This is a genomic window from Kocuria rhizophila DC2201 (genome assembly GCF_000010285.1).
GTDB classification, from domain to species: domain Bacteria; phylum Actinomycetota; class Actinomycetes; order Actinomycetales; family Micrococcaceae; genus Kocuria; species Kocuria rhizophila_A.
In genome coordinates this window covers 2,458,658-2,484,865 of the sequence record NC_010617.1, presented here as the reverse complement: position 1 = coordinate 2,484,865, position 26,208 = coordinate 2,458,658, and the positions used below count along the sequence as shown (strand labels likewise).

General features: G+C 72.7%; 19 protein-coding genes. 5 read left to right on the top strand and 14 right to left on the bottom strand.

Going from position 1 to position 26,208, the window contains the following annotated elements; translation table 11 throughout:
* Positions 1-2 precede the first annotated feature (2 nt).
* The 4 genes from KRH_RS10675 to KRH_RS10660 form a co-directional block, all read right to left on the bottom strand.
* Positions 3-1,223 carry an MFS transporter gene (locus KRH_RS10675; RefSeq protein ID WP_012399224.1) on the bottom strand — a complete coding sequence of 407 codons (1,221 nt, stop codon included), beginning with the start codon at positions 1,221-1,223 and terminating at the stop codon, positions 3-5.
* A gap of 346 nt (positions 1,224-1,569) precedes the next feature.
* Positions 1,570-2,799, bottom strand: a complete 1,230-nt coding sequence (locus KRH_RS10670; protein ID WP_012399223.1) for a DUF4097 family beta strand repeat-containing protein — start codon at positions 2,797-2,799, stop codon at positions 1,570-1,572.
* Between the two features lie 8 nt (positions 2,800-2,807).
* On the bottom strand, positions 2,808-3,464 hold the full coding sequence (locus KRH_RS10665; RefSeq protein ID WP_012399222.1) for a response regulator transcription factor: 657 nt from the start codon (positions 3,462-3,464) through the stop codon (positions 2,808-2,810).
* Between the two features lies 1 nt (position 3,465).
* Entirely contained in the window at positions 3,466-5,331 is a 1,866-nt protein-coding gene (locus tag KRH_RS10660; protein WP_070105255.1) for a sensor histidine kinase, read from the bottom strand.
* 343 nt (positions 5,332-5,674) lie between these two features.
* Here KRH_RS10660 and KRH_RS10655 point away from each other — a divergent pair, with 343 nt between their 5' ends.
* Positions 5,675-6,952, top strand: coding sequence for an acyltransferase family protein (locus KRH_RS10655; RefSeq protein ID WP_231844719.1), 1,278 nt, complete (start codon positions 5,675-5,677; stop codon positions 6,950-6,952).
* On the opposite strand, the gene lysX is transcribed toward KRH_RS10655, so the two are convergent.
* The 8 genes from lysX to KRH_RS10615 form a co-directional block, all read right to left on the bottom strand.
* Entirely contained in the window at positions 6,927-10,226 is a 3,300-nt protein-coding gene (gene lysX, locus KRH_RS10650) for a bifunctional lysylphosphatidylglycerol synthetase/lysine--tRNA ligase LysX (RefSeq protein WP_012399219.1), read from the bottom strand. The two genes, KRH_RS10655 and lysX, sit on opposite strands and share 26 nt — an antisense overlap.
* A gap of 116 nt (positions 10,227-10,342) precedes the next feature.
* Complete coding sequence (locus KRH_RS10645) at positions 10,343-11,398, bottom strand: alpha/beta fold hydrolase (RefSeq protein ID WP_081431623.1); 1,056 nt, start codon at positions 11,396-11,398, stop codon at positions 10,343-10,345.
* 25 nt (positions 11,399-11,423) lie between these two features.
* Entirely contained in the window at positions 11,424-12,068 is a 645-nt protein-coding gene (locus KRH_RS10640) for a GntR family transcriptional regulator (RefSeq protein ID WP_012399217.1), read from the bottom strand.
* Complete coding sequence (purU, locus tag KRH_RS10635; RefSeq protein WP_012399216.1) at positions 12,065-12,973, bottom strand: formyltetrahydrofolate deformylase; 909 nt, start codon at positions 12,971-12,973, stop codon at positions 12,065-12,067. Before purU ends, KRH_RS10640 begins: the two co-directional genes overlap by 4 nt.
* Positions 12,974-13,031: 58 nt before the next feature.
* Positions 13,032-13,721 carry a sarcosine oxidase subunit gamma gene (locus KRH_RS10630; protein ID WP_012399215.1) on the bottom strand — a complete coding sequence of 230 codons (690 nt, stop codon included), beginning with the start codon at positions 13,719-13,721 and terminating at the stop codon, positions 13,032-13,034.
* On the bottom strand, positions 13,714-16,626 hold the full coding sequence (locus KRH_RS10625) for a sarcosine oxidase subunit alpha family protein (RefSeq protein WP_012399214.1): 2,913 nt from the start codon (positions 16,624-16,626) through the stop codon (positions 13,714-13,716). The genes KRH_RS10630 and KRH_RS10625 overlap by 8 nt, the downstream gene beginning before the upstream one ends.
* Positions 16,623-16,916, bottom strand: coding sequence for a sarcosine oxidase subunit delta (locus KRH_RS10620; protein WP_012399213.1), 294 nt, complete (start codon positions 16,914-16,916; stop codon positions 16,623-16,625). The genes KRH_RS10625 and KRH_RS10620 overlap by 4 nt, the downstream gene beginning before the upstream one ends.
* A 35-nt stretch (positions 16,917-16,951) precedes the next feature.
* Positions 16,952-18,169 (bottom strand): sarcosine oxidase subunit beta family protein, encoded by a 1,218-nt coding sequence (locus KRH_RS10615; protein WP_012399212.1) that lies wholly within the window; start codon positions 18,167-18,169, stop codon positions 16,952-16,954.
* A 348-nt stretch (positions 18,170-18,517) separates the two neighbouring features.
* Between KRH_RS10615 and KRH_RS10610 the strand changes: the two genes are divergently transcribed.
* From KRH_RS10610 to xdhC, 3 genes are read left to right on the top strand one after another with little or no spacing between them, the layout of a single operon-like run.
* A complete protein-coding gene (locus KRH_RS10610) occupies positions 18,518-20,041 on the top strand; it encodes a xanthine dehydrogenase small subunit (protein ID WP_012399211.1) in 1,524 nt (507 codons plus the stop codon).
* The gene (gene xdhB / locus KRH_RS10605; RefSeq protein WP_012399210.1) at positions 20,038-22,416 is read left to right on the top strand and encodes a xanthine dehydrogenase molybdopterin binding subunit; all 2,379 of its coding nucleotides are present in this window, start codon (positions 20,038-20,040) and stop codon (positions 22,414-22,416) included. The genes KRH_RS10610 and xdhB overlap by 4 nt, the downstream gene beginning before the upstream one ends.
* Position 22,417: 1 nt before the next feature.
* Positions 22,418-23,212, top strand: a complete 795-nt coding sequence (gene xdhC / locus KRH_RS10600) for a xanthine dehydrogenase accessory protein XdhC (protein ID WP_012399209.1) — start codon at positions 22,418-22,420, stop codon at positions 23,210-23,212.
* A 19-nt stretch (positions 23,213-23,231) separates the two neighbouring features.
* Here xdhC and KRH_RS10595 read toward each other — a convergent pair whose 3' ends face one another.
* Together KRH_RS10595 and KRH_RS10590 are read right to left on the bottom strand one after the other, a co-directional pair.
* A complete protein-coding gene (locus tag KRH_RS10595) occupies positions 23,232-23,726 on the bottom strand; it encodes a nucleoside deaminase (RefSeq protein WP_041297428.1) in 495 nt (164 codons plus the stop codon).
* A complete protein-coding gene (locus KRH_RS10590) occupies positions 23,710-25,335 on the bottom strand; it encodes a nucleobase:cation symporter-2 family protein (protein ID WP_012399207.1) in 1,626 nt (541 codons plus the stop codon). The genes KRH_RS10595 and KRH_RS10590 overlap by 17 nt, the downstream gene beginning before the upstream one ends.
* Positions 25,336-25,643: 308 nt before the next feature.
* On the opposite strand from KRH_RS10590, the gene KRH_RS10585 reads away from it, so the two are divergent.
* Positions 25,644-26,207, top strand: coding sequence for an ATPase AAA (locus KRH_RS10585; protein ID WP_012399206.1), 564 nt, complete (start codon positions 25,644-25,646; stop codon positions 26,205-26,207).
* The last annotated feature ends 1 nt before the right edge of the window (position 26,208 follow it).

Sequence of the window (26,208 nt, the reverse complement as noted above, 5' to 3'; positions counted from 1 at the left end):
GCTCAGGAGCGGGCGCGCACGCGCAGGGCACCGGCGAAGCAGAACGCCAGCACGCCCATGAGCGGGAAGACGAGCAGCGCGGTTCGCAGTCCCACGGCGTCCGCGAGCAGGCCCACGAGCGGCGGGGAGGCCACGAAGACGATGCGCATGCACCAGCTCACGAGCGTGAGCCCCGTGCCCGGCTTCAGGCCCGGCGCGTGGTCCGCGGCGGCGTAGGCGGTGGGGACCATGGTGGCGCAGCCGAACCCGGCCAGGGCGAATCCCACCAGGGCGAGCCAGGGGGCGGGGGCGAGCGCCACGGCGCCCAGGCCCACGAAGATCAGCACCCCGCCGATGCGGGTGACCCGCACGGCACCGAGCGCGTCGATGAGCCTGTCCCCCAGGATGCGACCCACGAACTGGGCGCCCACGAGGCTCACGTAGCCCAGCCCCACCATGGCCACCGGCGCGGTGAGCGCGTCCCGCAGGTACACGGCGGACCAGTTGGAGCCCACGTCCTCCACGAGCACCCCGGACATCGCGACCACGGCGATGGGCAGCAGGGCGAGCAGGGCGGCGCCCGTGCTTTTGGGCAGGCGGGGGAGGCCGGCGGTGTCCACGGGGACGTTCTCGGCCTGGGCGGCGGCGTGGGCCTCGTGGTCGTCCGGGACCGCCCAGCGCAGCGCCACCACGGCCACCGCGGAGAACAGGACGGCGCTCGTGAGGAAGTGCCACACCAGGGGGACGTGCAGGGCCGCGGCCGTGGTGCCCATGAGCCCGCCGATCACGGCACCCACGCTCCACAGTGCGTGCATGGAGTTGATCATGGACGTGCCCGCGAGACGCTGGACCCGCAGGCCCTGCGCGTTCTGGGCGGTGTCCACCACGGCGTCCAGCACCCCGGCGATGAACAGCCCCGCGCCGAACACCGCGAGCACGGGAACGGACCCGGCCACGAACACGGCCGCGGCCAGGAGCACGGAGCCTACTGCGGCGGTGCGGGCCGTCCCGAAGCGCCGCAGCACGGGGGCAGGCAGCGGACCGGCCACCACCCCGCCGATCGGGAACGCGATCAACGCGAGTCCGTACGCGGCGTTCGAGAGCTCGAACATGTCCTTGATCTCGGGCAGCCGCGGCAGCAGGTTGGAGAAGATCGCGCCGTTGGTCAGGAAGAACAGGGACGCGGCGAGCCGGGCGCGGCGGATGCGCGTCCGGTCCAGGGCTGCGGGATCGGTGGAGGTCACCCGACCAAGTTACGGGGCGCGCCACGGCCCCGTCATCCGGGGTCACCGGTGCTTCCCCTCCCGCCAGGGCCCGGCCGCGGGACGACGCCGCGCGCCCGCCTTCGCCTCGTGGGGCCGGCCCGCGCCTCGCCGCAGGACGACGCCGCCCGGCCGCCTCCGTCTCCCAGGGCGGGCCCGCGCGACCGATGGGGGCGGTCCCGCACCATGAACGGGGGGCGGGCCCGCACGACCGGCGGGGAACGGGCGTGGCGCGGGGCGGGAAGCGGACAGGGAAAAGCCCCGCGGCCCGCCTGGTCAGCGGTGCCGCGGGGCGCCCGTCCGGGCCCGTACGCCCCGGACGGGAGATCTACTGCTCCCGGGCCGGAGCGGTGGTCACTGCCGGGGTCGGGGAGCCCGAGGAACGGGGGGAATCCGACGACCTCAGGGAACCGGGGGAGTTCTCCGTGGGCTCCTGCCAGTCGCCGTTCCGCGAGTTCACGGTTCCGGAGTCCCGCACGTCCACCGGCGTCCCCTTCAGGAACAGGCAGGGCCGGCCCTTGGGCGCGGCGTCGCACTTGGAATCCGCGTCGTACTCGGTGCTCGGCGCCCCGCCCTGGGTGGCGGCCTGCAGGCCCTCGTCCGAGCTCCACGAGTCACCGTTGCCCCACGAATTCCCGGCGGACTCGGAGCCACCGGGGGTGGTCGTGCGCGGATGGTGGGGATCCGCGACGTCGTGCTGGCTGCTCTGCGGGTACCAGTAGTCCGCGCCGGGCATGTCCACCCCGTACGCGCCGGTGGTCGCGGTGACGGAGGTGCGCTGCGGGGCGGGGCCCTGGGCCTCGACGAGCGCCATCCCCAATGTCACGTGGGCGTCAAGGCGGTTCTTCACACGCACCCCGTCCAGCACCACCTGCCCGGTGGTCGCCCGGGCGTCCAGCACGGAGGCCTTGACGTCCGTGGCCGTGACCGAGCCCATCTCGGAGAAGGCGGAGACGTCCTGGTAGGTACCCTGCACGTTCACTGCGCCGCTCGTGCTGGAGATATCCAGGGAGGCTGCGGGGGCGTCCTGCGGGACGACCACCGAGATCTGCCGGGGACCGGTGGCCCACGCGGACTCCTCCTGTGGCACGGCGTCCAGGCTCAGCACGCCGTTCTCGACCGTGGGGGTGATCTGGTGATCGGGCAGCCACCAGCCAGTTTCGTGCCACTGCACCTCCACGTGCTCCACGGTGGGGCTCGTGGTGACGTTCACCGTGGCGGTGCGGGTGTCCACGCGGATCTTCTTGATGGCGGAGGCTGCGGTCCAGGAACCGTCGCGCTCCTGCGTCAGGGCCAGCGCCGCCGCCGTCCCGGCGCCGCCCAGGACCAGCCCGAGGGCAACCACCCCGCCGAGGACGGCGGTCGCGGTGTTCCACGCGCGGCGCTCGCCGCGGGACATGGGACGGTCGTGGGGCTCGTGGGACGCCCCGCTGAGGTGCCCCGCGCCGAGCGGCGCCGCGTTCGGGAGGTCCTGCGGAGGGCGGCCGTCGCCGGGAAGGCCCGCGGGCGGCGTCGTCGAGGAGGAAGAGGATGAGGGATCGGGAAACTGTGTGCTCATGACGTGTCCTAGAGAGAGTGGTCCGAGTAGCCGAGGTACTTGAGAACGGCCAGGACCCTGCGGTTGCCGGTCTCGCAGATGACGCCCAACTTGGCGAAGATCGAGCCGATGTGCTTCTCCACGGCCGACTCGGTGAGGTAGAGGTTCGCGGCGATCGAGGCGTTGGACAGCCCCTGCGCCATGAGGCCCAGCACCTCGCGTTCGCGCGGGGACAGCAGCTCCATGTCCTCGCGGCGCCGGGAGCGCACCAGGATCTGGGTGAGCACCTCCGGGTCCAGCACGGTGCCACCGGAACCCACGGTCTGCACCGATTCGAGGAACTGGTCCACGTCCGCCACACGGTCCTTGAGCAGGTAGCCCAGGCCCTCGCGACGGGACGCGATCAGCTCGGACGCGTAGCGCTCCTCCACGTACTGGGACAGCACCAGCACGGCCACCTCCGGGTGGGCGGAGCGGATGAGCACGGCGGCGCGGATGCCCTCGTCGCTGAACGTGGGCGGCAGCCGCACGTCCACCAGGGCGAAGTCCGGGCGGTGCTCCTCCACGGCCTTCACAAGTCCCTCGGCGGTGTCCGTCTCGGCCACCACCTGGTGCCCGGCGTCCGTGAGCAGGCGCACCAGTCCGGCGCGCAGCAGCACGGCGTCCTCGGCGATCACGATGCGCATCTCAGTACTCCTCTCCCGCTGTGGGGTACGCGTTTCCGGCCGCGGGGTACGACGACGCCGCCCCGCCCGTTCCCTGCCCCGGCCCACCGGAGGTGCCCGGTGCGCTCGCGCCCCCGTGGTGAGCGGCGTGGTCCGTGCCGGCTGTGCTCCGCGCGGTGCGGGGCGCGGTGGGGCCGGTGAGGGGCAGCTCCACGATGATCTCCGTGGGGCCGCCGGCCGGGGAGTCCACGAAGAACCGGCCGCCCGCGGAGCGGATGCGGTCCTGGATCCCGGACAGGCCGCCGCCGGGGACCACCCGGGCGCCGCCGCGGCCGAAGTCGCGGACACCGGCCACCACCACGCTCGTGCCGGGGGCCGCGCCGTTCTGCAGGGACACGGCCACGTCCGCAGAGCGGGTGCCGGAGTACTTGACGGCGTTGGTGAGGCTCTCGGAGACCGCGAAGTAGATGGCGGCCTCGGTGCGCGGCTCCAGCCGGGGGACCGTCACGGAGACGTCCACGGGGAACGGGGCCTGCGCGGCCACGGCGGACAGGGCGGCGTCGAGCCCGCGGTCCTCGAGCACAGCGGGGTGGAAGCCGCGGGCGAGGCGGCGCAGCTCCGTGATCGCGGCCTTGGTGGTGCCGTGGGCCTCCGCCACGAGCTGCTTGGCGGCGGCGGGATCGGTGTCGATCCGGGACGAGGCCATCGAGAGGTTCATGGCCACCGAGACCAGCTGCGGCTGGACGCCGTCGTGCAGGTCCCGCTCGATGCGGGAGCGCTCGGTCTCCGCGCCACGGACTGCTGACTCCTTGGCGGCGGACTCGTGCTCGGCGCGGCGGCGGGCCTCCAGCGCCTCACGGCGCAGCCGCATGGACTCGCTCTGGCGCAGCAGCCCGGCGGAGAGCCCGCGGTGGGCCAGCGTGGCCAGCAGGCCGAGCAGCACGCTCAGCACCACCGCGGCCACGGCGAGCACCACGGCGGCCCACTCGGGCAGGTCCCCGACGGCGGCCAGGGCCTGGCGCACCACGGAGTCGTCGGGAGCGTAGAGCGGGGCGAGGGCGAGCGCGGTGCCCGCGCCCACCGTGACGAACGGCAGCAGCGCGAGCCAGCCCAGCGCGCACGTGAGCACCAGGTGGAGCAGCCCGAGCCACAGGGAGCCGTCGCTGAGGTCCAGCCACACCTGGTGGGGCCAGCGCACCCAGTCCCTGCGCGGGCTGCGCCGCCGCTGGGGATCGCGGATGTCCAGGCCGAACGAGGACGCCGAGCGACGCCGCTCCAGCCACACCGCCGCCATCATCACGTACACCGTGCCCGCGAGCACGAGCACGCCCGCGCCCAGGAACGGCAGGGTGGCGATGCCCGCCACGAGCAGCCCGAACACCAGGGTGATCAGCGCCGCGTTCAGCACCGAGTCCACCACCAGATCCAGGGTCCCGAAGAACAGGGTTCTGGGGGAGAACATCCGCCACTCCCGCGGGGCGGGGGCCTCGGTGGTCGGCGCGCCTCCGGTCGGAGTGCCGCCGTTCACGCCTCCGCCGCGGTTCATGCCCACGCCATGGTGCACGCCCCCGCCGGTGTTCACCGCGCCGCCGTGGGTGACGACGCCGCCCGCACGGGTTCCCGGCGCCGGCAGCGCCTCGGTGGGCTGCTCGGTTCCGGAGGGCCGCGTTCTGCCGGTGGGCGCTGGGTGGCCAGGGGTGTTGTCCCGGCCGTGCTCCCGGCCCTGCCCGCGCGGGGCGTCTTGCTCCCGCTCCTCGGGCAGCAGCAGGCTGCTCGGGGGCAGGGGCCGGGTGGCCTCCGCGGTGGGTTCGAGGTGCTCCGTGGTGTCCTGCGCTGTGTGCCGCGGCGCGTCCCACGGCGGGGTGGAGTTCGTGGCTCGTGTGCTCATGGCCTCCACGCTACGGACACCCCGGCCCGCGGCGCGCGAGTGCTGGCCACCGGGTCGGGGTGGGGTTTTCCCCACCTCGACCCGTGGGGCCCGAGGTGGGTGCGAACCGTCCGGCGCACGGGGTGGTGCAGGCAAACACGTGGAGGTGGCGGGACTGCACAGTCGCGCAAGCAGGGCCACCGGGCCTCGCAGCGCCCTACAGTGTGATCCATGCCCCAGCACGCCCCGGACACCTCCGGCCCGCGCTCCGCCGCTGCGCCCACGCCGGCCCCGCGCCCCTCCGGCCCGCCCTCCGCCGCTCCGCCCACGCCGGCCCCAAGCCCCTCCGGCCCGCGTGGGGTGCGTGATCGCGGTGGTGTGCATCCACATCCTCATGGTCACCATCACCAGGGATCCCGCCTTGGGGGAGATCCGCTCGGTGCTCGTGCCCACGCTGCAGCCCTGGTACTGGTGGGCCACGTGGGTCTTCCAGATCATGCCCCTGTTCTTCGTGGTGGGTGGGGCGGCCGCGGCGGGGGCGTGGCGGCGTCGTCGTGCGCGGGGCGTGGCCGCGGGAGAGTACGTGCGCGAGCGCACCCTGCGGCTCGTGCAGCCGGCCGCGGTGCTGTGGGGAGCTCTGGCCCTCGGCGCGGGGGCCGCGCTCGTGGCGGGCGCTCCGTACGAGCTCGTGGGCTTCGCGCTGTCCGGGATGGGGATGGCGCTGTGGTTCCTCGCGGCCTACCTGATCTGCCAGGCGCTCACGCCCTTGTTCATGCGTATGCATGAAAACACGGGGTGGGTGTGGAGCTGGTTCCTGCTCTCGGGCACCGTGGCCGTGGACCTGCTGCGGATGGCCACCGGGCAGCAGTGGTGGGGGCTGCTCAACATGGTGTTCGTGTGGCCGCTCGTGCAGCAGCTCGGGTTCTTCCGCGCGGACGGCTGGTTCGCCGCGCGGTCCCGGGTGGTGCTCGTGGCGCTCGCCGCCGGGTGCTACGCCCTGCTCGGGCTGTGCGTGGCCTCCGGGGCCTACGTGCCGGACATGCTCACCAACCTCAACCCGCCCACGGTGTGCATGGTGCTGCTCGGGGTGGCGCAGGCGTGCCTGCTGGAGGTGCTCTCCCCGGCACTGCGGAGGCTCATGCGGTGGCGGTCCGCGCAGGCGGTCGCGTCCGTGGTGGGCACGCGGGCCCTGACCATCTACCTGTGGCACCTGCCGCTGGTCGTGGCGGTCATGGCCGTGTGGTTCCTGGCCGGTGGCCCGGACCCCCTCCCCGGATCGGCCGGGTGGTGGTGGCTGCGGCTGCCCCTCGCGGTGCTGTGCTGGGCGGTGGTGCTCGTGGTGGCCGCTGCGCTGCGTCGGGTCGAGGCGGCGTCGACCGCCCCGTGGGGATCCCGCCCGGTGGCGCTGTCTTCCGCCGCGGTGGCCGTGGCGGTGGTGTGCGCCGCGGTGCCGCCGCTGTGGGAGATCGTCACGCTGCTCACCGTGCCCCTCACGGTCGCCGGGGCGGCGGGATCTGCGCTGGCGGTGGTGCTGCTGCGCACCGGGCGGGTGCCCTCGGCCGCCGCCCGCGGGAGGAACCCGTGGGCGGCAGCCGTCTCCGGTGAGGAGGAAACCCTCAGCGCTGCTCGTTGGGGCGGGTGAACGGGAACGCCAGGGTGGCGCGGATGTTGGTGCCCGTGAGCATCATGATCATCCGGTCCACGCCGATGCCCAGGCCACCCGTGGGAGGCATGGCGTACTCCAGGGCGGTGAGGAAGTTCTCGTCCACCTCCATGGCCTCCGGATCGCCGGCGGCGGCCTTGTAGGACTGCTCCGTCAGGCGGTTGCGCTGGTCCACGGGGTCCACGAGCTCCGAGTACGCGGTGCCGATCTCCGCGCCGAACGCCACCAGGTCCCAGCGCTCCGAGAGCTTCGGGTCCGTGCGGTGCGTGCGCGTCAGCGGGGAGGTCTCCAGCGGGAAGTCCGTGTAGAACACCGGCAGGGTGGTCTGGCCCTCCACGAGCTCGTCGTAGAGCTCCAGGACCACTTCACCGGCGGTCATCTCCTCGCTCCAGTGCACGCTGTGCGCTGAGGCCACCGCCCGCACCTCCTCCAGCGGGGTGTGCGAGGTCAGCAGGGTGCCGGTGGCCTCGGAGACCGCCTGGTGTACGGGGATCACGGGCCACTCGTGGTCCAGCCGGATGCGGGTCTCCCCGCCGTTGCCGTCCGGGCGCACGGCCACGGGCTCGCCGTGGATCGCGGTGGCCACCTCGATGATGAGGTCCCGGGTGAGCACCCGCATGGTGTTGTAGTCGCCGTGCGCCGCGTACGCCTCCACGGAGGTGAACTCGGGGTTGTGGGTGGCGTCCGCGCCCTCGTTGCGGAAGTTGCGGTTGAGCTCGAAGATCTTGTCCATGCCACCCACGCACAGGTGCTTGAGGTACAGCTCCGGGGCGATGCGCAGGTAGAGGTCCGCGTTGTAGGCGTTGATGTGGGTGCGGAACGGGCGGGCGCTTGCTCCGCCGTGCACGGCCTGCAGCATGGGGGTCTCCACCTCCATGTAGCCGCGCTCCATGAAGGACTGCCGCATGGCCGCGATGCCGCGCGAGCGGGCGCGCAGCAGCCGTGCGGAGTCCTTGTTCACGATCAGGTCCAGGTAGCGCTGGCGCACGCGCGCCTCCGGGTTGGTGAACCCGGTGTGGTCGCTCGGCACGGGGCGCAGGGACTTGGAGGCCATGGCCCAGGAGGTCGCCAGCAGGGAGGGCTCCCCGCGGCGGCTGCGGCCAAGCGTGCCGGTCGCGGAGATGTGGTCCCCCACGTCCACCGCGCGCCGCCACAGGCTCAGCAGCTCGGGGCTCACGGCGGAGTCCTCCAGGATCACCTGCAGCCGCACGTCGTGCTCCTCGATCACGGCGAAGACGACGCCGCCGAAGTCACGCAGCTCGCGCACGCGCCCTCCCAGCGAGACGGGCTCGGCGACAGTGGCCTCCGCGCCCTCCTCGATGATCTGCCGTGCCCGTTCCAGGGACATCGTGTAGGGCACACCCACGGGGTAGGGCTCCATCCCGGCCTCGCGCAGCACATCCAGCTTGGCGTGGCGGACCCGCTGCTGCTCGGTGAGGTGGCGCACCGGGCGGGGCGGGGTGAGCAGCTCGCGGTCCTGCGCGATGGCGAGGTCCGCGAGGGGGGTGGGAGCGCCGTCGGGCCCGGCCAGCAGGGCCTCGCCGTCGTGACCGGGGCGCGGCGGACGGCCCGGGAGGAAGCCCTCGGCGCGGCCCGCGGCGATGCCGATGTAGGGCAGGTTGGCAGTGGAGTCGTAGCAGACGAAGCGCGCATCCCAGCGGGGCAGGTACTTGGCGTTGGCCTCGTAGAGCGACTCGAGCTGCCAGAAGCGGTTGCCCCACGTGAGCACGCGGTCCGCGAGGCGCACGCCGATGCCCGCGCCCACCTTGTCCGCGCCGGTGAACACGGAGCGGAACATCGCGAAGTTCAGGGAGATCTCCCGCACGCCAAGATCCCCGCCCTCCTCGGCGAGGGTGGCCACCATGGCCTCGTTGACGCCGTTGGGGGCCTGCGGCGAGCGGCGCATCAGGTCCAGGGACAGGCCGCGGGTGCCCCACGGCACGTAGGACTGCAGGGCCACGATCTGCCCGGAGGCGTCCCGCACGAGCACCGCCACGCTTCGCCCGTCCGTGCGGTCCGCGAGGCGGTTAAGGGCCATGGAGAAGCCGCGGTCCGCCTCGTCCCCGCGCCACTGCTCGGAGAGGTCGATGATCTGCTGCATCGTGGCGGCGTCCAGCTGGCTGTGGCGCTCGGCGGTGACGGTGCAACCGGCCTCGCACACGCGGGCGACCGCGCGCTTGACCGGGCGCATGGCCCGGCCCTCCAGGGTGAAGGACTCGGTGTCGAGCACGGCCTCGTCCCCGAGCGGGCGGGCCTTCAGGCCGGCCTTGATGTACGCGCGGGCGCCGGTCTCCGAGGCGGAGAGCACGCCCATGCGCCACGCGTGCACGCGGCCCTCGCGCTGCCACGCGGCAATGGCGTCCTGCCACGCGTCCGGGTGGCCCAGGGGGTCCCCGGAGGCCAGGCACACGGAGCCGATCACGCGGTAGGACACGGCGGCACGCCCGTCCGCGGAGAAGATCACGGACTTGTCCCGACGGGTGGCGAAGTACCCCAGGGAGTCCTGGTTGCCGTTCGTGGCGAGCAGCCGGCGCACGTGCAGCTCGTCCTCCGGGCCCATCACCTCGGAGCGCTGCGCGGACTGCGTGAAGCTCCACACCGCGTAGAACAGCACGGCGGCACCCAGCACGCCGCCCAGCGTCGCGAGCCAGTGCGGTCCCGCCGAGCCGTCGGAGATGCTGCGCGGCAGGGACAGCCCCGTGACGCTGCGGAAGGAGAACCACAGGTGCTCGATGCCGTGCAGGTGGCTGGGGATGAACCAGGAGACGGTGGAGACCAGGACGATCACCAGGGCCAGGCCCGCCACGAGGGTGAGCAGGGCCTGGCGGGTGGCGCCGTGGCGCATCCGTGCGGGGAAGTCGCGGCGGCGCACGACGAACGCCACGATCCACGCGAGCGTGACCACGCAGCCCACGCTGAGCAGCACCCAGTCCAGGGCGTCCAGCTCACCCTCCAGCGAGTCCGAGACCAGCACGACGCCCGTGAGCACGTACACGAGCATCTCCACCGCCAGCACGGCCAAGGACACGAACCACGCGATCCGCAGCCTGCGGCGCAGCGCGGCGCCCACGATGAACAGGCTCAGCGCGAGGAACAGGTTGGGCCCGGCCGGGACGCCGAGCGCGGTGAACGCGTCGTCCACCAGGTAGAGGGCCTCACCGCGGGGGAACGGGATGGAGACGAGGGACCACAGGGAGGCCAGGAACACCAGGGCGCTGGCCAGCCGTGGCAGGCGGTCGTGGGTCTTGTCCATCTACGTCACTTTCTGCACGCGGTGGCCAGGCACCGGGCACGGCGGCGTTCGCATCGGTTCTCGGAGTCCTTGTTATCACGGGTGGGCCGCGCAGGGAGCGTTCTGGTGGCCAGAGATCATGGCGCCAGGTGCGGGAGCACGAGCTCGAGCAGGCGGGGGACCACCAGGGGGTGCACCTGGTGGCCCATGCCGGGCACGGTCTCGAAGCGCGACCCGGGGATCGCCCGGGCCGTGGCGGGCCCGCCGTCCGGGCGCACGATCCTGTCCCGGTCCCCGTGCAGCACGAGCGTGGGGGCGGTGATCGAGCGCAACTGCGGGGTGCGGTCCCCGGAGGCCCGGATCGCGCCGATCTGACGCCGCATGGCCGAGGCCTCGTGACGCGGGTCCAGGCTGCGCCGCCAGTGCGTCTGCGCCAGGTGGCGTTCGTACCCGGGGTCCACGGGGAACCCCGGGCCGGCCAGGTGCCGGGACATGACCATGCGTGAGCGGACGTACAACCGGCGGGTGCGGGCCCCGGGCAGGGCCAGCATCGCGGCCGTGGACGCCGCCACCGAGCCCACGGAGGGGTCACCGGTGGTCGAGCACAGGGACACGAGCCGCCGAACCCGCTCCGGGTGGTGGGCGGCCAGGGCCTGCGCAATCATCCCGCCCAGGGAGAACCCGAGGACGTCCGCGCGCGCCACGCCCAGCACCGCCAGGGCGTCGGCGACGTCGTCGGCCATGTCCTCCACCGTGTACTGCCCCGCGGGCAGGTACCCGCTCAGCAGCTGGCGGGCCGTGGGAGGGGCGCTGGTGGCGCGGAACGAGCGCCCCGTGTCCCGGTTGTCCACCCGGAGCACGCGGTGCCCGTGCGACGCCAGAGCGTCCACGAACGCCTCCGGCCACGTGGTCAGGTCGAAGCCCAGCCCGGTGATCAGCACCACCGGGCGGCCGTCCCGGGGGCCGTCCGTGCGCACGCACAGGAACCGCTCGTCGTCCAGGTGCACCGTGCGCTCCACCCCGTCCGTTCCCGTCCCGGTGGGGGCAGGCGGAGACGGGGCGTGCCGGGCGTAGGGCCCACGTGCAACGTCGTCCTCGGGGCGCGGGGCGCCTCCCGGGGCCGGCGGGTGCGGGCGACGACGACGCCGCCGCTCGGCCGGCTCGCGGCCCGCGGGTCCGGGACGTGGGGTCATGCCCCGAGTCTAGGGAGGGTGCGGTTCACAGCACCTGCCGGATCTGCTCCTCGAAGTCCTGCACGTGGTGGCGCATGACCTCGGTGGCGGTCTCCTCATCCCCGTCGAGCACCGCGCGCAGCAGGGTGGTGTGGATGTCGATGTGCCCGCGCAGCTGCGGCACCCGGTCCGCGGCCACGCACCAGATGCGGGTGGCCAGGTTGCTGTAGCGCTCCAGGGTGGCCTGCAGGTGGGCGTTGCCCGCGGCGGCGTACACCGCGCGGTGCACGTGCAGGTCCCAGCGCAGGGCGTTGTCCTGGCGCAGCTCGTCGTCCGAGAGCGTGGAGAGCTCCTGGACCAGTGCCTCCAGCTGCTCCCGTTCCCGCCCCCCACGACGCGCCGCCGCCGTGCGCGCGGCGAGCGGTTCGAGCACCTCGCGCACCTGCGAGATCTCGGACAGGGCGGTGATGTCCACGGGGGTCGCGAACGTGCCCCGGCGCGGGTACGTGACCACCAGGTGCTCGGACTCCAGCCGCTTGATCGCCTCCCGCAGCGGGGTGCGGCCCAGCTCCAGCTCGACCGACAGGCGTGCCTCGTTGAGCGGCAGCCCCGGGGCGATGTCCAGGAAGATCAGCCGGTCCTGCAGCTGCTGGAACGCCTGCTCGGCCAGGGAGGCCGTGGGGCCTGTCATCGCAGCACCACCGTCTTGGCGCCGTGCAGGATCACCCGGCCCTCGCAGTGCCAGCGGACGGCGTCCGAGAGCGCCTTGCACTCGGTGTCCCGGCCGGCGGCCACGAGGTCCTCGGGGCCGTAGGCGTGGTTCACCTCCACGACCTGCTGGGTGATGATCGGGCCCTCGTCCAGCTCCGCGTTGACGTAGTGGGCGGTGGCGCCCACGGTCTTGACCCCGCGGTCGTAGGCCTGGTGGTAGGGCTTGGCGCCCTTGAAGGACGGCAGGAACGAGTGGTGGATGTTGATCACGCGCCCTTCCATGCGGGTGGCCAGAGAGTCGCTGAGCACCTGCATGTACCGGGCCAGCACCACCAGGTCCACCTCGAAGCGGTCCACGAGGTCCAGCAGGCGGGCCTCGGCCTCCGGCTTGGTGTCCTTGGTGACGGGCACGTGGAAGAACGGGATGCCGTGCCACTCCACGAGGCGCTGGTGGTCCAGGTGGTTGGACACCACGGCCACGATCTCCACCGGCAGCTCCCCGGTGCGGGCGCGGAACAGCAGGTCGTTGAGGCAGTGCCCGAACTTGGAGACCATCACGAGCACCCGGCGCTTCGCTCCGTGCTCGTGCAGCTCCCACCGCATCCCGAAGCGCTCGGCCACCGGGGTGAGGTCCTCCCGCAGGCTCTGCTGGTCCAGCGCCGCGCCCTCGGTGGGAGCCATGTGCACCCGCATGAAGAAGTGCCCCACCCGGCGGTCGTCGTACTGGGTCAGCTCCACGATGTTGGCCCCGTGCTCCAGGAGCACACCGCTCACGGCGTGCACGATCCCGGGCTGCTCGGGGCAGTCGAGGGTCAGCACCAGTTCGCGGGTGCGGGGCTCGGCGCCGGGGGCCGCTGCGGACGTCACGGGCTGCGGGGTGCTCACGGGCTCTCCTCGGGGTGGGGTGCAAAGGGGGCGGGCGGGCTGGCCGACCGGTCCCGTGTCAGGGGATCTCGGGGGACCCGAACTCGATCATGGCATCCAGGAGCCACTGGGCGGTGTACTGCGCGAAGGAGGCGCGCGGCATGATCCGCCACTGCTGCTCCCCCGTGCGCCAGAGAAGCACCTGCACGGGACCCAGCGTGGTGGACACGGCCCGGCCCACGGGGAACTCCCGCGGGTGGAGGTCCATGGGGCAGCCCTTCTCGAGCGTGGCGCGCGCCGAGGGTCCGCTGAGCTCCAGCGTGGTCCGGTTGGCGGAGAGGTCCACCACCTGACCGCGGGCGCCGGACTCGGCGAGCACCCGGGCCAGCCGCACGATCAGCGGGTGGGTGGACAGGCTCGGCAGTGCACCGGGTTCGCGCTCGTGGTCCGCGAGCTCGGCGGGGACCACGGTCTCGTCCGGCGCCACGAGCAGGAACTCGTCCGGGCCCTGCCACAGCAGCGCGGTGGCCTCCGTGGCGCCGCTGACGTCCCCGGGTCCCGCGGGCAGGTCCAGCCCGACGACGTCGCACAGTGCCTCCGCTGCCCCCGTCCCGGGGCTCACGCGGATCCCCGCCATGGCCAGGAACGGGATCTCCCGCAGGCTCACGCCCCGGGCGCCGTCCACGGAGCCCTCGCGCATGGCCTCGGCCAGTGGTTCGAGCGGGCTGTGGTGCAGCCCGGTGATGTCGGTGGTGGGTGACTCAACCATCTCGGCGGTTCCCTTCGGGGTCGTAGATGACGGGTTCGGCGATCGTGACGTCCACCAGCGTGCCGTCGAGCGGGGCCTGGAGGGTCTCGCCGATGCGCTGGCGGCCGTTCTCCACCAGTGCAAGACCGAACGTGCGGTCCAGGGCCGCGCTGCGGTAGGCGGAGGTCACGTGCCCGACCATGGGCACGGGGCCCTGCTCGGGCGTCACGGGGGTGCCCGCCGCGATCAGCTGCGCGCCCTCCGGCAGGCGGGTCACACGGTCCGTGGGCAGCACGGCCACGAGCTGCTTGCGCTGCGGGTCCGTGGCCGAGGGGCGGTCGTAGGAGCGCTTGCCGATGAAGTCCTTGGTCTTGGACACCACCCACTCCATGCCCAGGTCCTGCGGGGTCACGGTGCCGTCAGTGTCCTGGCCCACGATGGGGAAGGCCTTCTCCGCGCGCAGCACGTGCATGGTCTCGGTGCCGTACGGGGTGATCCCGAACTCCTCACCGGCGGCGAAGACGTCCTCCCACACGGACAGCCCGTACCACCCGGACACGTTGACCTCGTACGCGAGCTCGCCCGAGAACGAGATCCGGCAGATCCGCGCCGGGACCCCCGACGCGAGCACGGTCTCCCGGAACGCCATGAACGGGAACGCGTCCTGGGAGACGTCCAGCTGCGGTGCGAGCTTGGCGATCACGTCCCGGGACCTCGGACCGGCCACGGCCACCGTGGTCCACTGCTCGGTCACGGACGTGAAGGTGACGTCCAGCTCGGGCCACTCCGTCTGGGACCACTCCTCGAGCCACTCGAGCACCGCGGCGGCGTTGCCCGTGGTGGTGGTCATCAGGTAGCGGTCCTCGTCCAGGCGCAGGGTCACGCCGTCGTCGAAGACCATCCCGTCCGGGGTGCACATCACGCCGTAGCGGCCCATGCCGGGCTTGAGCTTCTTGAACGCGTTCGTGTACACGCGGTTGAGGAACTCCCCGGCGTCCGTGCCGCGGATCTCGATCTTGCCCAGCGTGGTGGCGTCCATGAACCCCACGGAGGTTCGCACGGCCGCGCACTCGCGCAGCACGGCGGCGTCCATGTCCTCACCGGGCTGCGGGTAGAACCACGGGCGCTTCCACTGCCCCACGTCCTCGAACTCGGCGCCGTGCGCCACGTGCCACGAGTGGACCGGGGTCAGGCGTGCGGGGTCGAAGAGCTGCCCGCGGCGTCGTCCGGCCAGCGCCGCGAAGGCCACGGGCGTGTAGGGCGCCCGGTAGGTGGTGGTGCCGAAACCGCCCACGTCCTGCTGGTTCAGCGCCGCGGCGATCACGCCGATGGCGTTGACCGCGGAGGTCTTGCCCTGGTCGTTGGCCGTGGAGATGGAGGTGTAGCGCTTCACGTGCTCCACCGAACGCATTCCCGCACCCACGGAGCGCAGCACGTCCGCGACGGTCTGGTCCCGCTGCAGGTCCACGAAGTGCCGGTCCCAGTCCTGCTCCGCGCCGGGCCCGCTCGGGACCAGCCACAGGGGGTGGGTGGGTGTGATGGGCGTGGCGGCGGTGTGGGGAACCCGGGGCGTGCACGCGAAGCCCGCGTCCTGGGCGGCCTGAGCGCCCGCGCGGGCACCCTCGGCGAGGCACCCGGCAAGGTCCAGGGTGCCGTTGACCGCGCCGGCTGTCTGCTGGTCGCGCACCGCGCCCGCGGGCACGAAACCGGCGAGGTCCTCGTCCCAGCGCAGCCGGCCCTGGCGCTGACTGTGCAGGTGCACCACGGGGCTCCAGCCCCCGGCGACGGCCAGCAGGTCCGCCTCGACGCGCTCCGGCTCATCCACGGGCTGGTCCGCGGCGTCGAGCGCGGTGACCAGCACGGCGCTCACTCGCCCGTCCTCGGCGCTGCCCTCGGTGCCGCACACGGCGCTGCCGGTGCGCACCGCCACGCCGGTCTCGCGGGCCACGCGCTGTGCGGTGTCCGTGAGGTCGGGGCGGGAGTCCACCACGGCGGCCACCTCCACACCGGCGGCCACGAGATCCGCGACGAGGTCGTAGGCGGAGTCGTTGGTGGTGGTGACCACCGCCCGGTGGCCCGCGGTGACCCCGTAGCGGTTGAGGTAGGTGCGCACGGCCCCGGCGAGCATGATCCCGGGGCGGTCGTTGTCCGCGAACACTAGCGGACGCTCGTGCGCGCCGGTGGCCAGGACCACCTGGGCCGCCCGCACGTGCCAGACCCGCTGCCGGGACACCCCGGGACCGGGATCACGCGTGAGGTGGTCGGTGCGCCTCTGCAGGGCCACCACGTAGTTGCTGTCGTAGCTGCCGAAGGCCGTGGTGCGCTGCAGCACGGTCACCTCGGGCTGCGCGGCGAGCTCCTCGGCGCACTGCCGCGCCCACTGCCACCCGGGCACCCCGTCCACGACGTCCTCCGGGCGGCTCAGCAGCGATCCGCCCGGGCGCGTCTGCTCGTCCATGAGCACCACACGGGCCCCGGAACGGGCCGCTTCGCGTGCCGCGGCGAGTCCCGCCGGGCCCGCGCCGACCACCAGCACGTCCGTGTGGACGTTCCTGGTGTCGTAGTAGGCGCCGTCCCGTGCGGGGTCCAGAGGGCCCTGTCCGCTGACGAACTCCGCCACCATGGCCTCGGTGAGCTCCACCGCGGGGGCGGGCAGCATGGACTCGGCGACGTCGCGCGGCGTGCGCGGCTGGACCGTGACCAGGGCGTTGGGCTCCTCGACCCCCGCGCTCACGATCCCGCGCGGGCGCCCCAGGTACATGGAGTCCCCGCAGCGGATGTGCCCGGCGGCCAGCAGTGCGGACGCGAGGGTGTCACCGGGGTGGCCGGCGTACTGCGTGCCGTCCACGGTGAAGGACAGCTCGGTGCCGCGGTCGATGCCCGTGCCCTCACGGACGGACGCGGGACAACGGTTCGATGCGCTCATCGCGTGCCTCCTGGCTCCTGCTCGGGGGCGTTCTCGCCCATGCGGTAGACGGCCGTGATCTCGTACGTGGCGGTGTCCCGGACCACGTTGAACCAGCGGCGGCACCCCACCGTGTGGGCCCAGCGCTCCTTGAGCAGGCCCTTGGGGTTGTTGCGGTAGAAGAGGTACTCGGCCCACTCCCGGTCCGAGAGCTCGGAGGGGTCCTCCGGGTAGGGCACGTGGGCCTCACCGCCGTAGTGGTACTCGGTCTCGTCGCGCGGCCCGCAGTAGGGGCATTCGATCAGCAACATGGGGCTTCACTCCTGACGGGTGTTGCGGGTCTCGGTCAGTGGGCCACGGCGGCGGCGCCGTGCTCGTCGATGAGCACACCGGTCTCGAAGCGCTCCAGGCAGAACGGCTCGTTGAGGGGGTGCGGTTCGTCGGTGGCGATGGTGTGCGCGAAGGAGTAGCCGGCGCCGGGCGTTCCCTTGAACCCGCCCGTGCCCCACCCGCAGTTCACGTACATCTGCTCCACCGGGGTCTTGGACACGATCGGGGAGGCGTCCAGGGTGATGTCCACGATCCCGCCCCACGTGCGCAGCACGTGGGCTCGCGCGAACACCGGGAACAGCTCCACGGCGGCGGCCATCTGCTCCTCGATCACGTGGAACGCCCCGCGCTGGCCGTAGCCGTTGTAGGCGTCCACACCGGCACCCATGACCAGCTCGCCCTTGTGGGCCTGGGACACGTACACGTGCACGTGGTTGGACATCACCACGGTGGGGTGCACCTTCTCGTGCAGCTCCGAGACGAGCGCCTGCAGCGGGTGGGACTGGATGGGCAGCCGGAACCCGGCCAGCTCCGCGAGCACCGAGCTGTGGCCGGCGGCGCACAGGCCCACCTTGCCGGTGCTGATCCGCCCGCGGGAGGTCTCCACGGCCACCACGCGGTCGCCGTCCTTGACGAAGCCGGTGACCTCGCAGTTCTGGATGATGTCCACGCCCATCTCGTCGCACTTGCGGGCGAACGCCCAGGCCACGTGGTCGTGCTTGGCGATGCCCGCGCGCGGCTGGTAGGTGGCCCCCATGACCGGGTAGCGCAGGTCGTCGTCGATGTTGATGATCGGGCACAGCTCCTTGACCTGCTGCGGGTCGATCCACTCGGCGTCGATGCCGTTGAGCTTGTTGGCGTTCACCCGGCGCACGGACTCACGGACGTCCCCGAGGGTGTGGGCCAGATTCATCACCCCGCGCTGGGAGAACAGGAAGTCGTACTCCAGCTCCTCCGGCAGCCCCTCCCACAGCTTCAGCGAGTGCTCGTACATGGCCGCAGACTCGTCCCACAGGTAGTTGGAGCGGATGATCGTGGTGTTGCGCGCCATGTTCCCGCCGGCCAGCCACCCGCGCTCCAGCACCGCCACGTTCGTGATGCCGTGGTTCTTGGCCAGGTAGTACGCGGTGGCCAGCCCGTGGCCGCCGCCGCCCACGATCACGGCGTCGTAGGAGGGCTTGGGGTCCGGGTTGTGCCATAGGAAGTCCGGGTGCTCCGGGAGCAGGTCGGCCATCGGGAGACTCCGTTCGGATCGGCTTGGGATCGGGCGGCGGGGACGAGCGCGGTGCCGCGGCAAGGGCCTGCCCGGGCTCGGCTGCCGGTTGTCGGCATCTGATATATCTGTTGTCCGTACACGGTATGTGAGCCGTGTCACCCCCGTCAACGGGGTGGTCCACCGCCTTGCGGCAGAGCATGTGATCTGGCTAACGTGGCCCAACAGCCTACGGCGGGTCCGGATCGGACTATCTACCGGGCGAGCACACACGCACTGCACTGGTTCCGCGCCAGCGAGCTCCCGGTACGGCTGGGCACTGATCCGCTGCGCGCTGCACCCGGTGGCTTGTCACGAGGAGCCAGCGCCATGAACGACATCCGGTTGACCGTCAACGGACGGGAGCGGGAACTCTCCGCGCTCGCCCCGCACACGCGACTGCTCGACGCGCTGCGGGAGCAGGGCCTGACCGGGGCCAAGGAGGGGTGCGCCGAGGGGGAGTGCGGGGCGTGCGCCGTGCTCGTGGCCCGGCCCGACGGTGACGACCGCACCCGGTGGACCTCCGTCAACGCATGCCTGCCCGCCGCAGCGGCCTTCGATGGCCAGGAGGTGGTCACGGCCGAGGGGCTGGGCACGGCTCCTGGCCCGCGCGGTCCGGGCACCCTGCACCCCGTCCAGCGCGAGATGGCCACGCGCGGCGGCTCCCAGTGCGGGTACTGCACCCCCGGTTTCGTGTGCGCCATGGCCGCCGAGTACTACCGCCCCGAACGCTGCGCGCCCGCAGAACCGGCGTCGCAGGGCGGGGCGGGGGAGACCGGAACGGAGGCGGTGGGCGAGGAGCACGCCACCGACCACGAGTGCGGCCCCAACGGCTTCGATCTCCACGCCCTGAGCGGCAACCTGTGCCGCTGCACCGGCTACCGGCCCATCCGCGACGCCGCCTACGCCCTGGGCCGGCCCGAGGACACGGACCTGCTGCGCCGTCGCCAGGAGGATCCCGCCCCTGCAGCGCGCCCCACCCGGCTCGAGGTGGACGGCGCCCGTTTCGTGCGCCCCGCACGCATGGCGGAGCTGTTCGAGGCCCTCGCCGAGGATCCCGAGGCACGGCTCGTCGCGGGCTCCACGGACCTCGGGGTGGAGGTCAACATCCGTCACGTCCGGCCCCGCACGGTGCTGGCGGTGGACCGGCTGGAGGAGATGCGCGATCTCACCGTCAGCGCGGACCGGCTCGAGATCGGCGCCGGGCTCAGCCTCTCCGAGGTCGAGCGGGCCCTGGAGCACCGGGTGCCGCTGCTGGACGAGCTGTTCCCCCAGTTCGCATCCCGCCTGATCCGCAACGCCGCCACGTTCGGCGGCAACCTGGGCACGGGCTCGCCCATCGGCGACTCCGCCCCGGTGCTGCTGGCCCTGGGCGCGTCACTGGCCCTGGCGTCGTCGTCCGGGGAGCGGGAGGTGCCGCTGGACGAGTACTACACCGGGTACCGCGAGAGCGTGCGCCGCCCGGACGAGATCATCCGCGCCGTGCGCATCCCGCTGCCGGTCGCGAACACGGCCGCGTTCCACAAGATCGCCAAGCGCCGCTTCGACGACATCTCCAGCGTCTCGGTGGCCATCGCCCTGCAGGTCGACGACGCCGCCGTGACCCACGCGCGGATCGGCCTGGGCGGCGTCGCCGCCACGCCCCTGCGGGCGCGGGAGGTCGAGGAGGAGCTGACGGGCAGGCCGTGGAACCGGGAGACGGCGGTGGCCGCGGCCCTCGCCCTGAGCCGGCAGGGCACCCCGATCGACGACATGCGTGCGAGCTCCCGCTACCGCTCGGCCATGCTCCAGCAGTCCATGCTCAAGTTCTGGGCTGGTGCGCAGCCCGTGCAGGCCCAGGAGGTGCGCTCATGACATCGCTCGCGGATCGTCCCGAGAACCCGGTGGTGGGCCGCGCCGTGGCCCACGACAGCGCGGCAGAGCACGCCACTGGCGAGGCGCTGTACACGGACGACCTGATCCACCGGAGCCAGAACGTGCTGCACGCGTGGCCCGTGCAGGCCCCGCACGCCCACGCGCGGATCACGTCCCTGGACGCCGCTCCCGCGCTGCAGGTCCCCGGCGTGGTGCGCGTGCTGACGGCGGAGGACGTCCCCGGGACCAACGACTCCGGGATCAAGGGGGACGAGCCCCTGTTCCCCCGCGAGGTGATGTTCCACGGCCAGGCCGTGTGCTGGGTGCTGGGCGAGACCCTCGAGGCCGCGCGCCTCGGGGCGGAGGCCGTGGCCGTGGAGTACGAGCCCCTGGAGTCGATCGTCACCCTCACGGAGGCGATCGCGGCCGGGAGCTTCCAGGGCGGGCAGCCCACGGTCAGCCGGGGGGACGCAGAGGCCGGGCTCGCGGGTGCGCCCCACCGTTTCAGCGGCGAGTTCGAGTTCGGCGGACAGGAGCACTTCTACCTGGAGACGCACGCGTCCCTCGCACACGTGGACGAGGGCGGGCAGGTGTTCATCCAGTGCAGCACGCAGCACCCCACCGAGACCCAGGAGATCGTGGCCCACGTGCTGGGCCTGCACAACCACGACGTGACGGTCCAGTGCCTGCGCATGGGCGGCGGGTTCGGCGGCAAGGAGATGCAGCCCCACGGCTTCGCGGCGGTCGCAGCACTGGGCGCCACCCTCACCGGCCGGCCCGTGCGGGTGCGGCTCACGCGCAACCAGGACATCACCCTGTCCGGCAAGCGTCACCCGTACCACGCGCAGTGGGAGGTGGGCTTCGACGACGACGGCCGCCTCCTCGCGCTGCGGGCCACCGTCACGTCCGACGGCGGGTGGAGCCTGGACCTGTCCGAGCCGGTGCTGCAGCGCACCCTGTGCCACATCGAGAACGCGTACTGGATCCCGGACATCGAGGTGCACGGCCGGGTCGCACGGACGAACAAGACCTCTCAAACGGCCTTCCGCGGCTTCGGCGGACCCCAGGGGATGCTCGTGATCGAGGACGTCCTGGGCCGCTGCGCGCCGCTGCTGGGTCTGGACCCCACGGAGCTGCGCAGCCGCAACCTCTACACCCCCGGCCAGCTCACCCCCTACGGGCAGCCCGTCCGCCACGCGGAGCGCCTGAGCGCCATCTGGAACGAGCTGCACCGGCGCGCGGACATCACCCGGCGGCGTCGGGAGATCGATGAGTTCAACGCCACCCACCCGGACGTGCGCCGCGCGCTCGCGGTGACGCCCGTGAAGTTCGGGATCTCCTTCAACCTCACCGCCTTCAACCAGGCCGGGGCCCTGGTGCACGTGTACCGGGACGGGTCCGTGCTGATCAACCACGGCGGCACCGAGATGGGCCAGGGGCTGCACACCAAGATGCGCCAGGTGGCGGCCACCGCACTGGGTGTCCCGCTGGAGGCCGTGCGGCTCGCCCCCACCCGCACCGACAAGGTCCCCAACACCTCGGCCACCGCCGCCAGCTCCGGCTCGGACCTCAACGGCGGGGCCGTGAAGAACGCGTGCGAGCAGATCCGGGAACGGCTCGCCGAGGTCGCGGCCCGCGAGTTCACCATCCACCCGGACGACGTCCGCTTCGTGGACGGGATCGTCACCGGGCTCGGCTTCCACGACCGCGAGATGACGTTCGCGGAACTGGCCCACACGGCCTACTTCCAGCGGATCTCCCTGTGGGCCGCGGGCTACTACCGCACCGACGGGCTGCACTGGGACGCCCAGCGGATGGAGGGCGAGCCCTTCAAGTACTTCTCCTACGGGGCCTCCGTGTCCGAGGTGGAGGTGAACGGCTTCACCGGGGCGTACCGGCTGCTGCGCACGGACATCGTCCACGACGTGGGAGACAGCCTCTCCCCGCTCATCGACGTGGGACAGATCGAGGGCGGATTCGTGCAGGGCACCGGGTGGCTCACCCTGGAGGACCTGCGCTGGGACGAGTCCGACGGGCCCGCCCGCGGTCGGCTCACCACCCAGGCGGCGAGCACCTACAAGCTCCCGAGCTTCTCCGAGATGCCCGAGGAGTTCAACGTGCACCTCTTCGAGAGGGCGACCGAGAGCGGCGTCGTCTACGGCTCCAAGGCCGTGGGGGAACCGCCGCTGATGCTCGCGTTCAGCGTGCGCGAGGCGCTGCGCGACGCGGCGGCGTCGTTCGGGCCGGAGGGGCACAGTGTGCGGCTCGCGAGCCCGGCCACCCCCGAGGCCGTGTTCTGGGCCGTCCAGGAGGCGCGGGAGGCCGCCGACGCCGCAGAGCCCGCCCGGTCGCCGGACGCCCCGGCAGCCGTCTGACGTGGACTGGCTGGACGCCCTGCAGCTGCTGCGCGAGGAGGGCTCGCCGGGCGTGCTCGTGACCGTCACGGACGTGCGGGGCCACGCGCCACGACGGGCCGGGACCAAGATGGTGGTGGCGGCCGAGCGCACGTGGGACACCGTGGGCGGCGGCAACCTCGAGGCCACGGTGGTCGAGCGGGCACGGGCCCTGATCGCCGCGGACACGGACGAACCGCAGACCCTGGAGTTCTCCCTGACCGAGCACGCGCCCGTGGAGCACGCCCGGCAGTGCTGCGGAGGCGTGGTGAAGGTGCTGCTCGAACCGCAGCGCGCCCGCCCCGTGGTGGCGGTCTTCGGCATGGGGCACGTGGGCTGGGAGCTGGCGCACGTGCTGTCCCGGTTCCCGGTGCGCGTGCACCTGGTGGACAGCCGCGCCGAGCACGTGGCGCCCGCCCGGTTCGAGGGGCTCACCGGCGGTCCGGCGCGCCTGGAGCCGCGGCACAGTCCAGCGCCCGAGAACGCCCTGGGCGAGCTCCCTGCCGGGGCGCACGTGCTGATCATGAGCCACGACCACGCCGAGGACTTCATCCTGTGCGACGCCGCGCTGCGCCGGGGGGACCTGGCCACGGTGGGACTGATCGGGTCCTCCGCCAAGTGGGCGCGGTTTCGCAAACGGCTCGTGGCCGAGGGGCACCCGGCGGCCGCGGTGGACGCCATCACGTGCCCCATCGGGCTCCCCGGTGTGCCGGGCAAGTCCCCCGCGGCGATCGCGGTGAGCGTCGCGGCCGCGCTGCTCGAGCAGTTCGGGCCGTAGGGGTCCCTGACCGGGCCGGTCAGTAGGTGGTGCGCTGCGCGTTCGCCGCCCACCGCTCGAAGGGCTCGGTGCGGGTGTCGAGGGCCACGTGGCGCACGGGCAGCAGCGCGTCCTTCTGCTCGGGGGTGGCGGTGAAGAAGTCGTAGAAGGCGGCGTCGTCGAAACCGCCCGCCGCGGCGTCATGCCGGTCCGCGGCGAAGAAGACCCGGTCCAGGCGCGCCCAGAGGGCCGCGGAGAGGCACATGGGGCACGGTTCGCAGCTCGAGTAGAGCGTGGCGCCGCCGAGGTCGTGCGTCCCCAGCGCGGAGCACGCGGCGCGGATGGCGCAGACCTCGGCGTGGGCGGTGGGGTCGTTGTCCGCGGTCACGCGGTTCACGGCGGTGAACTCGCGCCCGTCAGCCGTGACGAGCAGGGCGCCGAACGGGCCGCCGTCTGCGGCCGCGTTGCGCGCGGCGGCGTCGATGGTGGTGCGCAGGTGCCGGTGGACGCTGTCCTGCTCAGGGGCGTTCGTCATGGCGGGCTCCTTCCGCACCGGGCTCGCCCCGGTGCTCGTCCTGGGCGTAGACCCGGTGGATCTGGCCGGTCTCCGTGAGCTCGCCGCTCTCCACGCGGCGGCGGGCGTCCTCCACCAGGTGGTCCTCGACCACGGCCACCTCCTGGCCGTCCCCGGCCACCAGGCGGCCGTCCACCACGGTGTCGCCCTCCTCGAGGCCCTGCACGAAGGAGCGGGGCAGCACGCGGGGCGGAGCGGCCGCGAACACCGAGGAGTCCGGCCGCGAGCCCCACGTGATCTCGTTGAAGAGGATGTTCAGCAGCACGGCGGTGAGCGCGGCGGCGCTGATGCCGGAGCCCAGCACCACCTGGGTCCACGCAGGGAACTGCTCGTAGAAGCCCGGGGAGACCACGGGGATCAGGCCCATGGCCATGGCCACCGCCACGACCACCAGGTTCAGCCCCGAACGGTAGTCCACGCCGCCCAGCGTGCGGATTCCCGACGCCGCCACGGTCCCGAACAGCACGATGCCGGCACCTCCCAGCACGGGCGAGGGCACCGCGGCCACCACGCGGCCGAGCACGGGCAGCAGGCCCAGCACCACCATGATCACGCCGGCTCCGGCCACCACGAAGCGGCTGCGGATCCCCGTGATGGCCACGAGCCCCACGTTCTGCGCGAAAGCGGTCTGGGTGAAGGAGTTGAACACGGGGGACACCGTGGAGGAGAGCATGTCCGCACGCAGCCCGTTGGCGATGCGCTTCGAGTCCACGCGGGTCTCGGCCACCTCGCCCACGGCCACGATGTCCGCGGTGGTCTCCGTCATGGTCACGATGATCACCACGAACATGCCCAGCACGGCCGAGGCCATGAACAGCGGGGTCCCGAAGGCGAACGGGGTGGGGAACCCGACCACGGGCCCCTCTCCCACGCCGGAGAACGAGGCCTGACCGGTCACGGCGGCCACCACGGTGCCGATCACGATGGCCAGCAGGATGGACAGCCGGGAGATGGCGGCGGAGCCCACCTTGGACAGCAGCAGCACCACCAGCAGGGTGAACGCGGCCAGTCCGATGTTGCCCACGGAGCCGTGCTCGGGGCTGTCCTGGGGGCCCAGGGCCCATCCGGCGGCCACGGGCATCAGCGTCACGCCGATGGTCGTGATGACCACGCCCGAGACCACGGGCGGGAAGAAGCGGATGATCTTGGCGAAGAACGGTGCGAGCACGAACCCCAGGGCGGAGGCCACCAGGATGGCACCGAAGACCACGCGCAGTCCCTCTTCCCCGGGGGTGCCCTGGAGGATGGTGAGCATGGTGGCTACGCCCGCGAAGGACACGCCCTGCACCAGGGGAAGCTGCGCCCCCAGGAACGGCACCCCCACGCTCTGCAGGATGGTGGCGAGGCCCCCGGTGAACAGGGCGGCGGCCACCAGGATCCCCGTGGCCGTGGCGTCCAGGCCGGCGGCGTTGCCGATGATGAGCGGCACGGCGATCACCCCGCCGTACATGGTGAGCACGTGCTGGAGCCCGTACGCGAGGGACTTGCCGACCCCCAGGTAGGCGTCCTCCGGGCGGCGGGGCGCACCCGCTGCATCTGGTGCGGTGCTGGTCTTCGGGAGGCGCTTCACAGCGATAGACCCCTCATTCTTGAGCCGCTGGGCCGGGTGCACACGCCGGTGGTGGTCCGTACCTGCGCGTCCTCCGACCCGGAACCGGTCTGGTGGATCCGCGTCCCGAGGGTGGACCGCGGCGACGTGGAGGGAGTTGAGCGTAACCGGCTGCGAGTGTGAGGTGCAACACGCCCGCTTTTCGGATCGAGGCGGGTGACTTCCAGGATGCGGAAGCAGGTGGAGTCTCTGCGGGCTCCCGCCCAGTGGTTCGCCACTGCTCGACCCGGCAGCGGTTCCGATCCTCGCCAGCCCGTAGGCTCACCCCCATGACTCACCAGCTGCCTCCTCCCCGCCGCATCCTGGTGGCCGGGGTCAGCGGCGCGGGCAAGACGACGCTCTGCCGGGAGGTCGCGCGGCGGTCCGGGATCCCGCACACCGAGATCGACGCCCTGTTTCACGGCCCAGGCTGGACGCCGCGCCCCGAGTTCGCGGCGGAGGTGAAGTGCCTGGCAGCCCAGGACGCATGGGTCACGGAGTGGCAGTACGACGCCGCACGGCCCCTTCTCGCCGAGCACGCCGACACGCTCCTGTGGCTCGACTTCCCCTTCTGGGCGGTGACGTTCCCGCGCGTCGTGCGCCGGACTGTGCGGCGCAGTCTGTGCCGCGAGGTGCTGTGGAACGGCAATCGGGAAGCCCCGCTGCGCAGCATCCTCACGGACCCGGAGCACATCATCCGCTGGGCGTTCGTCACTCGGCACGCCTACCGGGAGCGCATCCCCGCTGTGGAACGCACCCATCCGGCCCTGCGGGTCGTGCGGCTGCGCACCCCGCGGGAAGCCCACGCGTGGGTCGCGGCCGCGTGGCCCCTCGACGACCACGCGGCGATCTGAT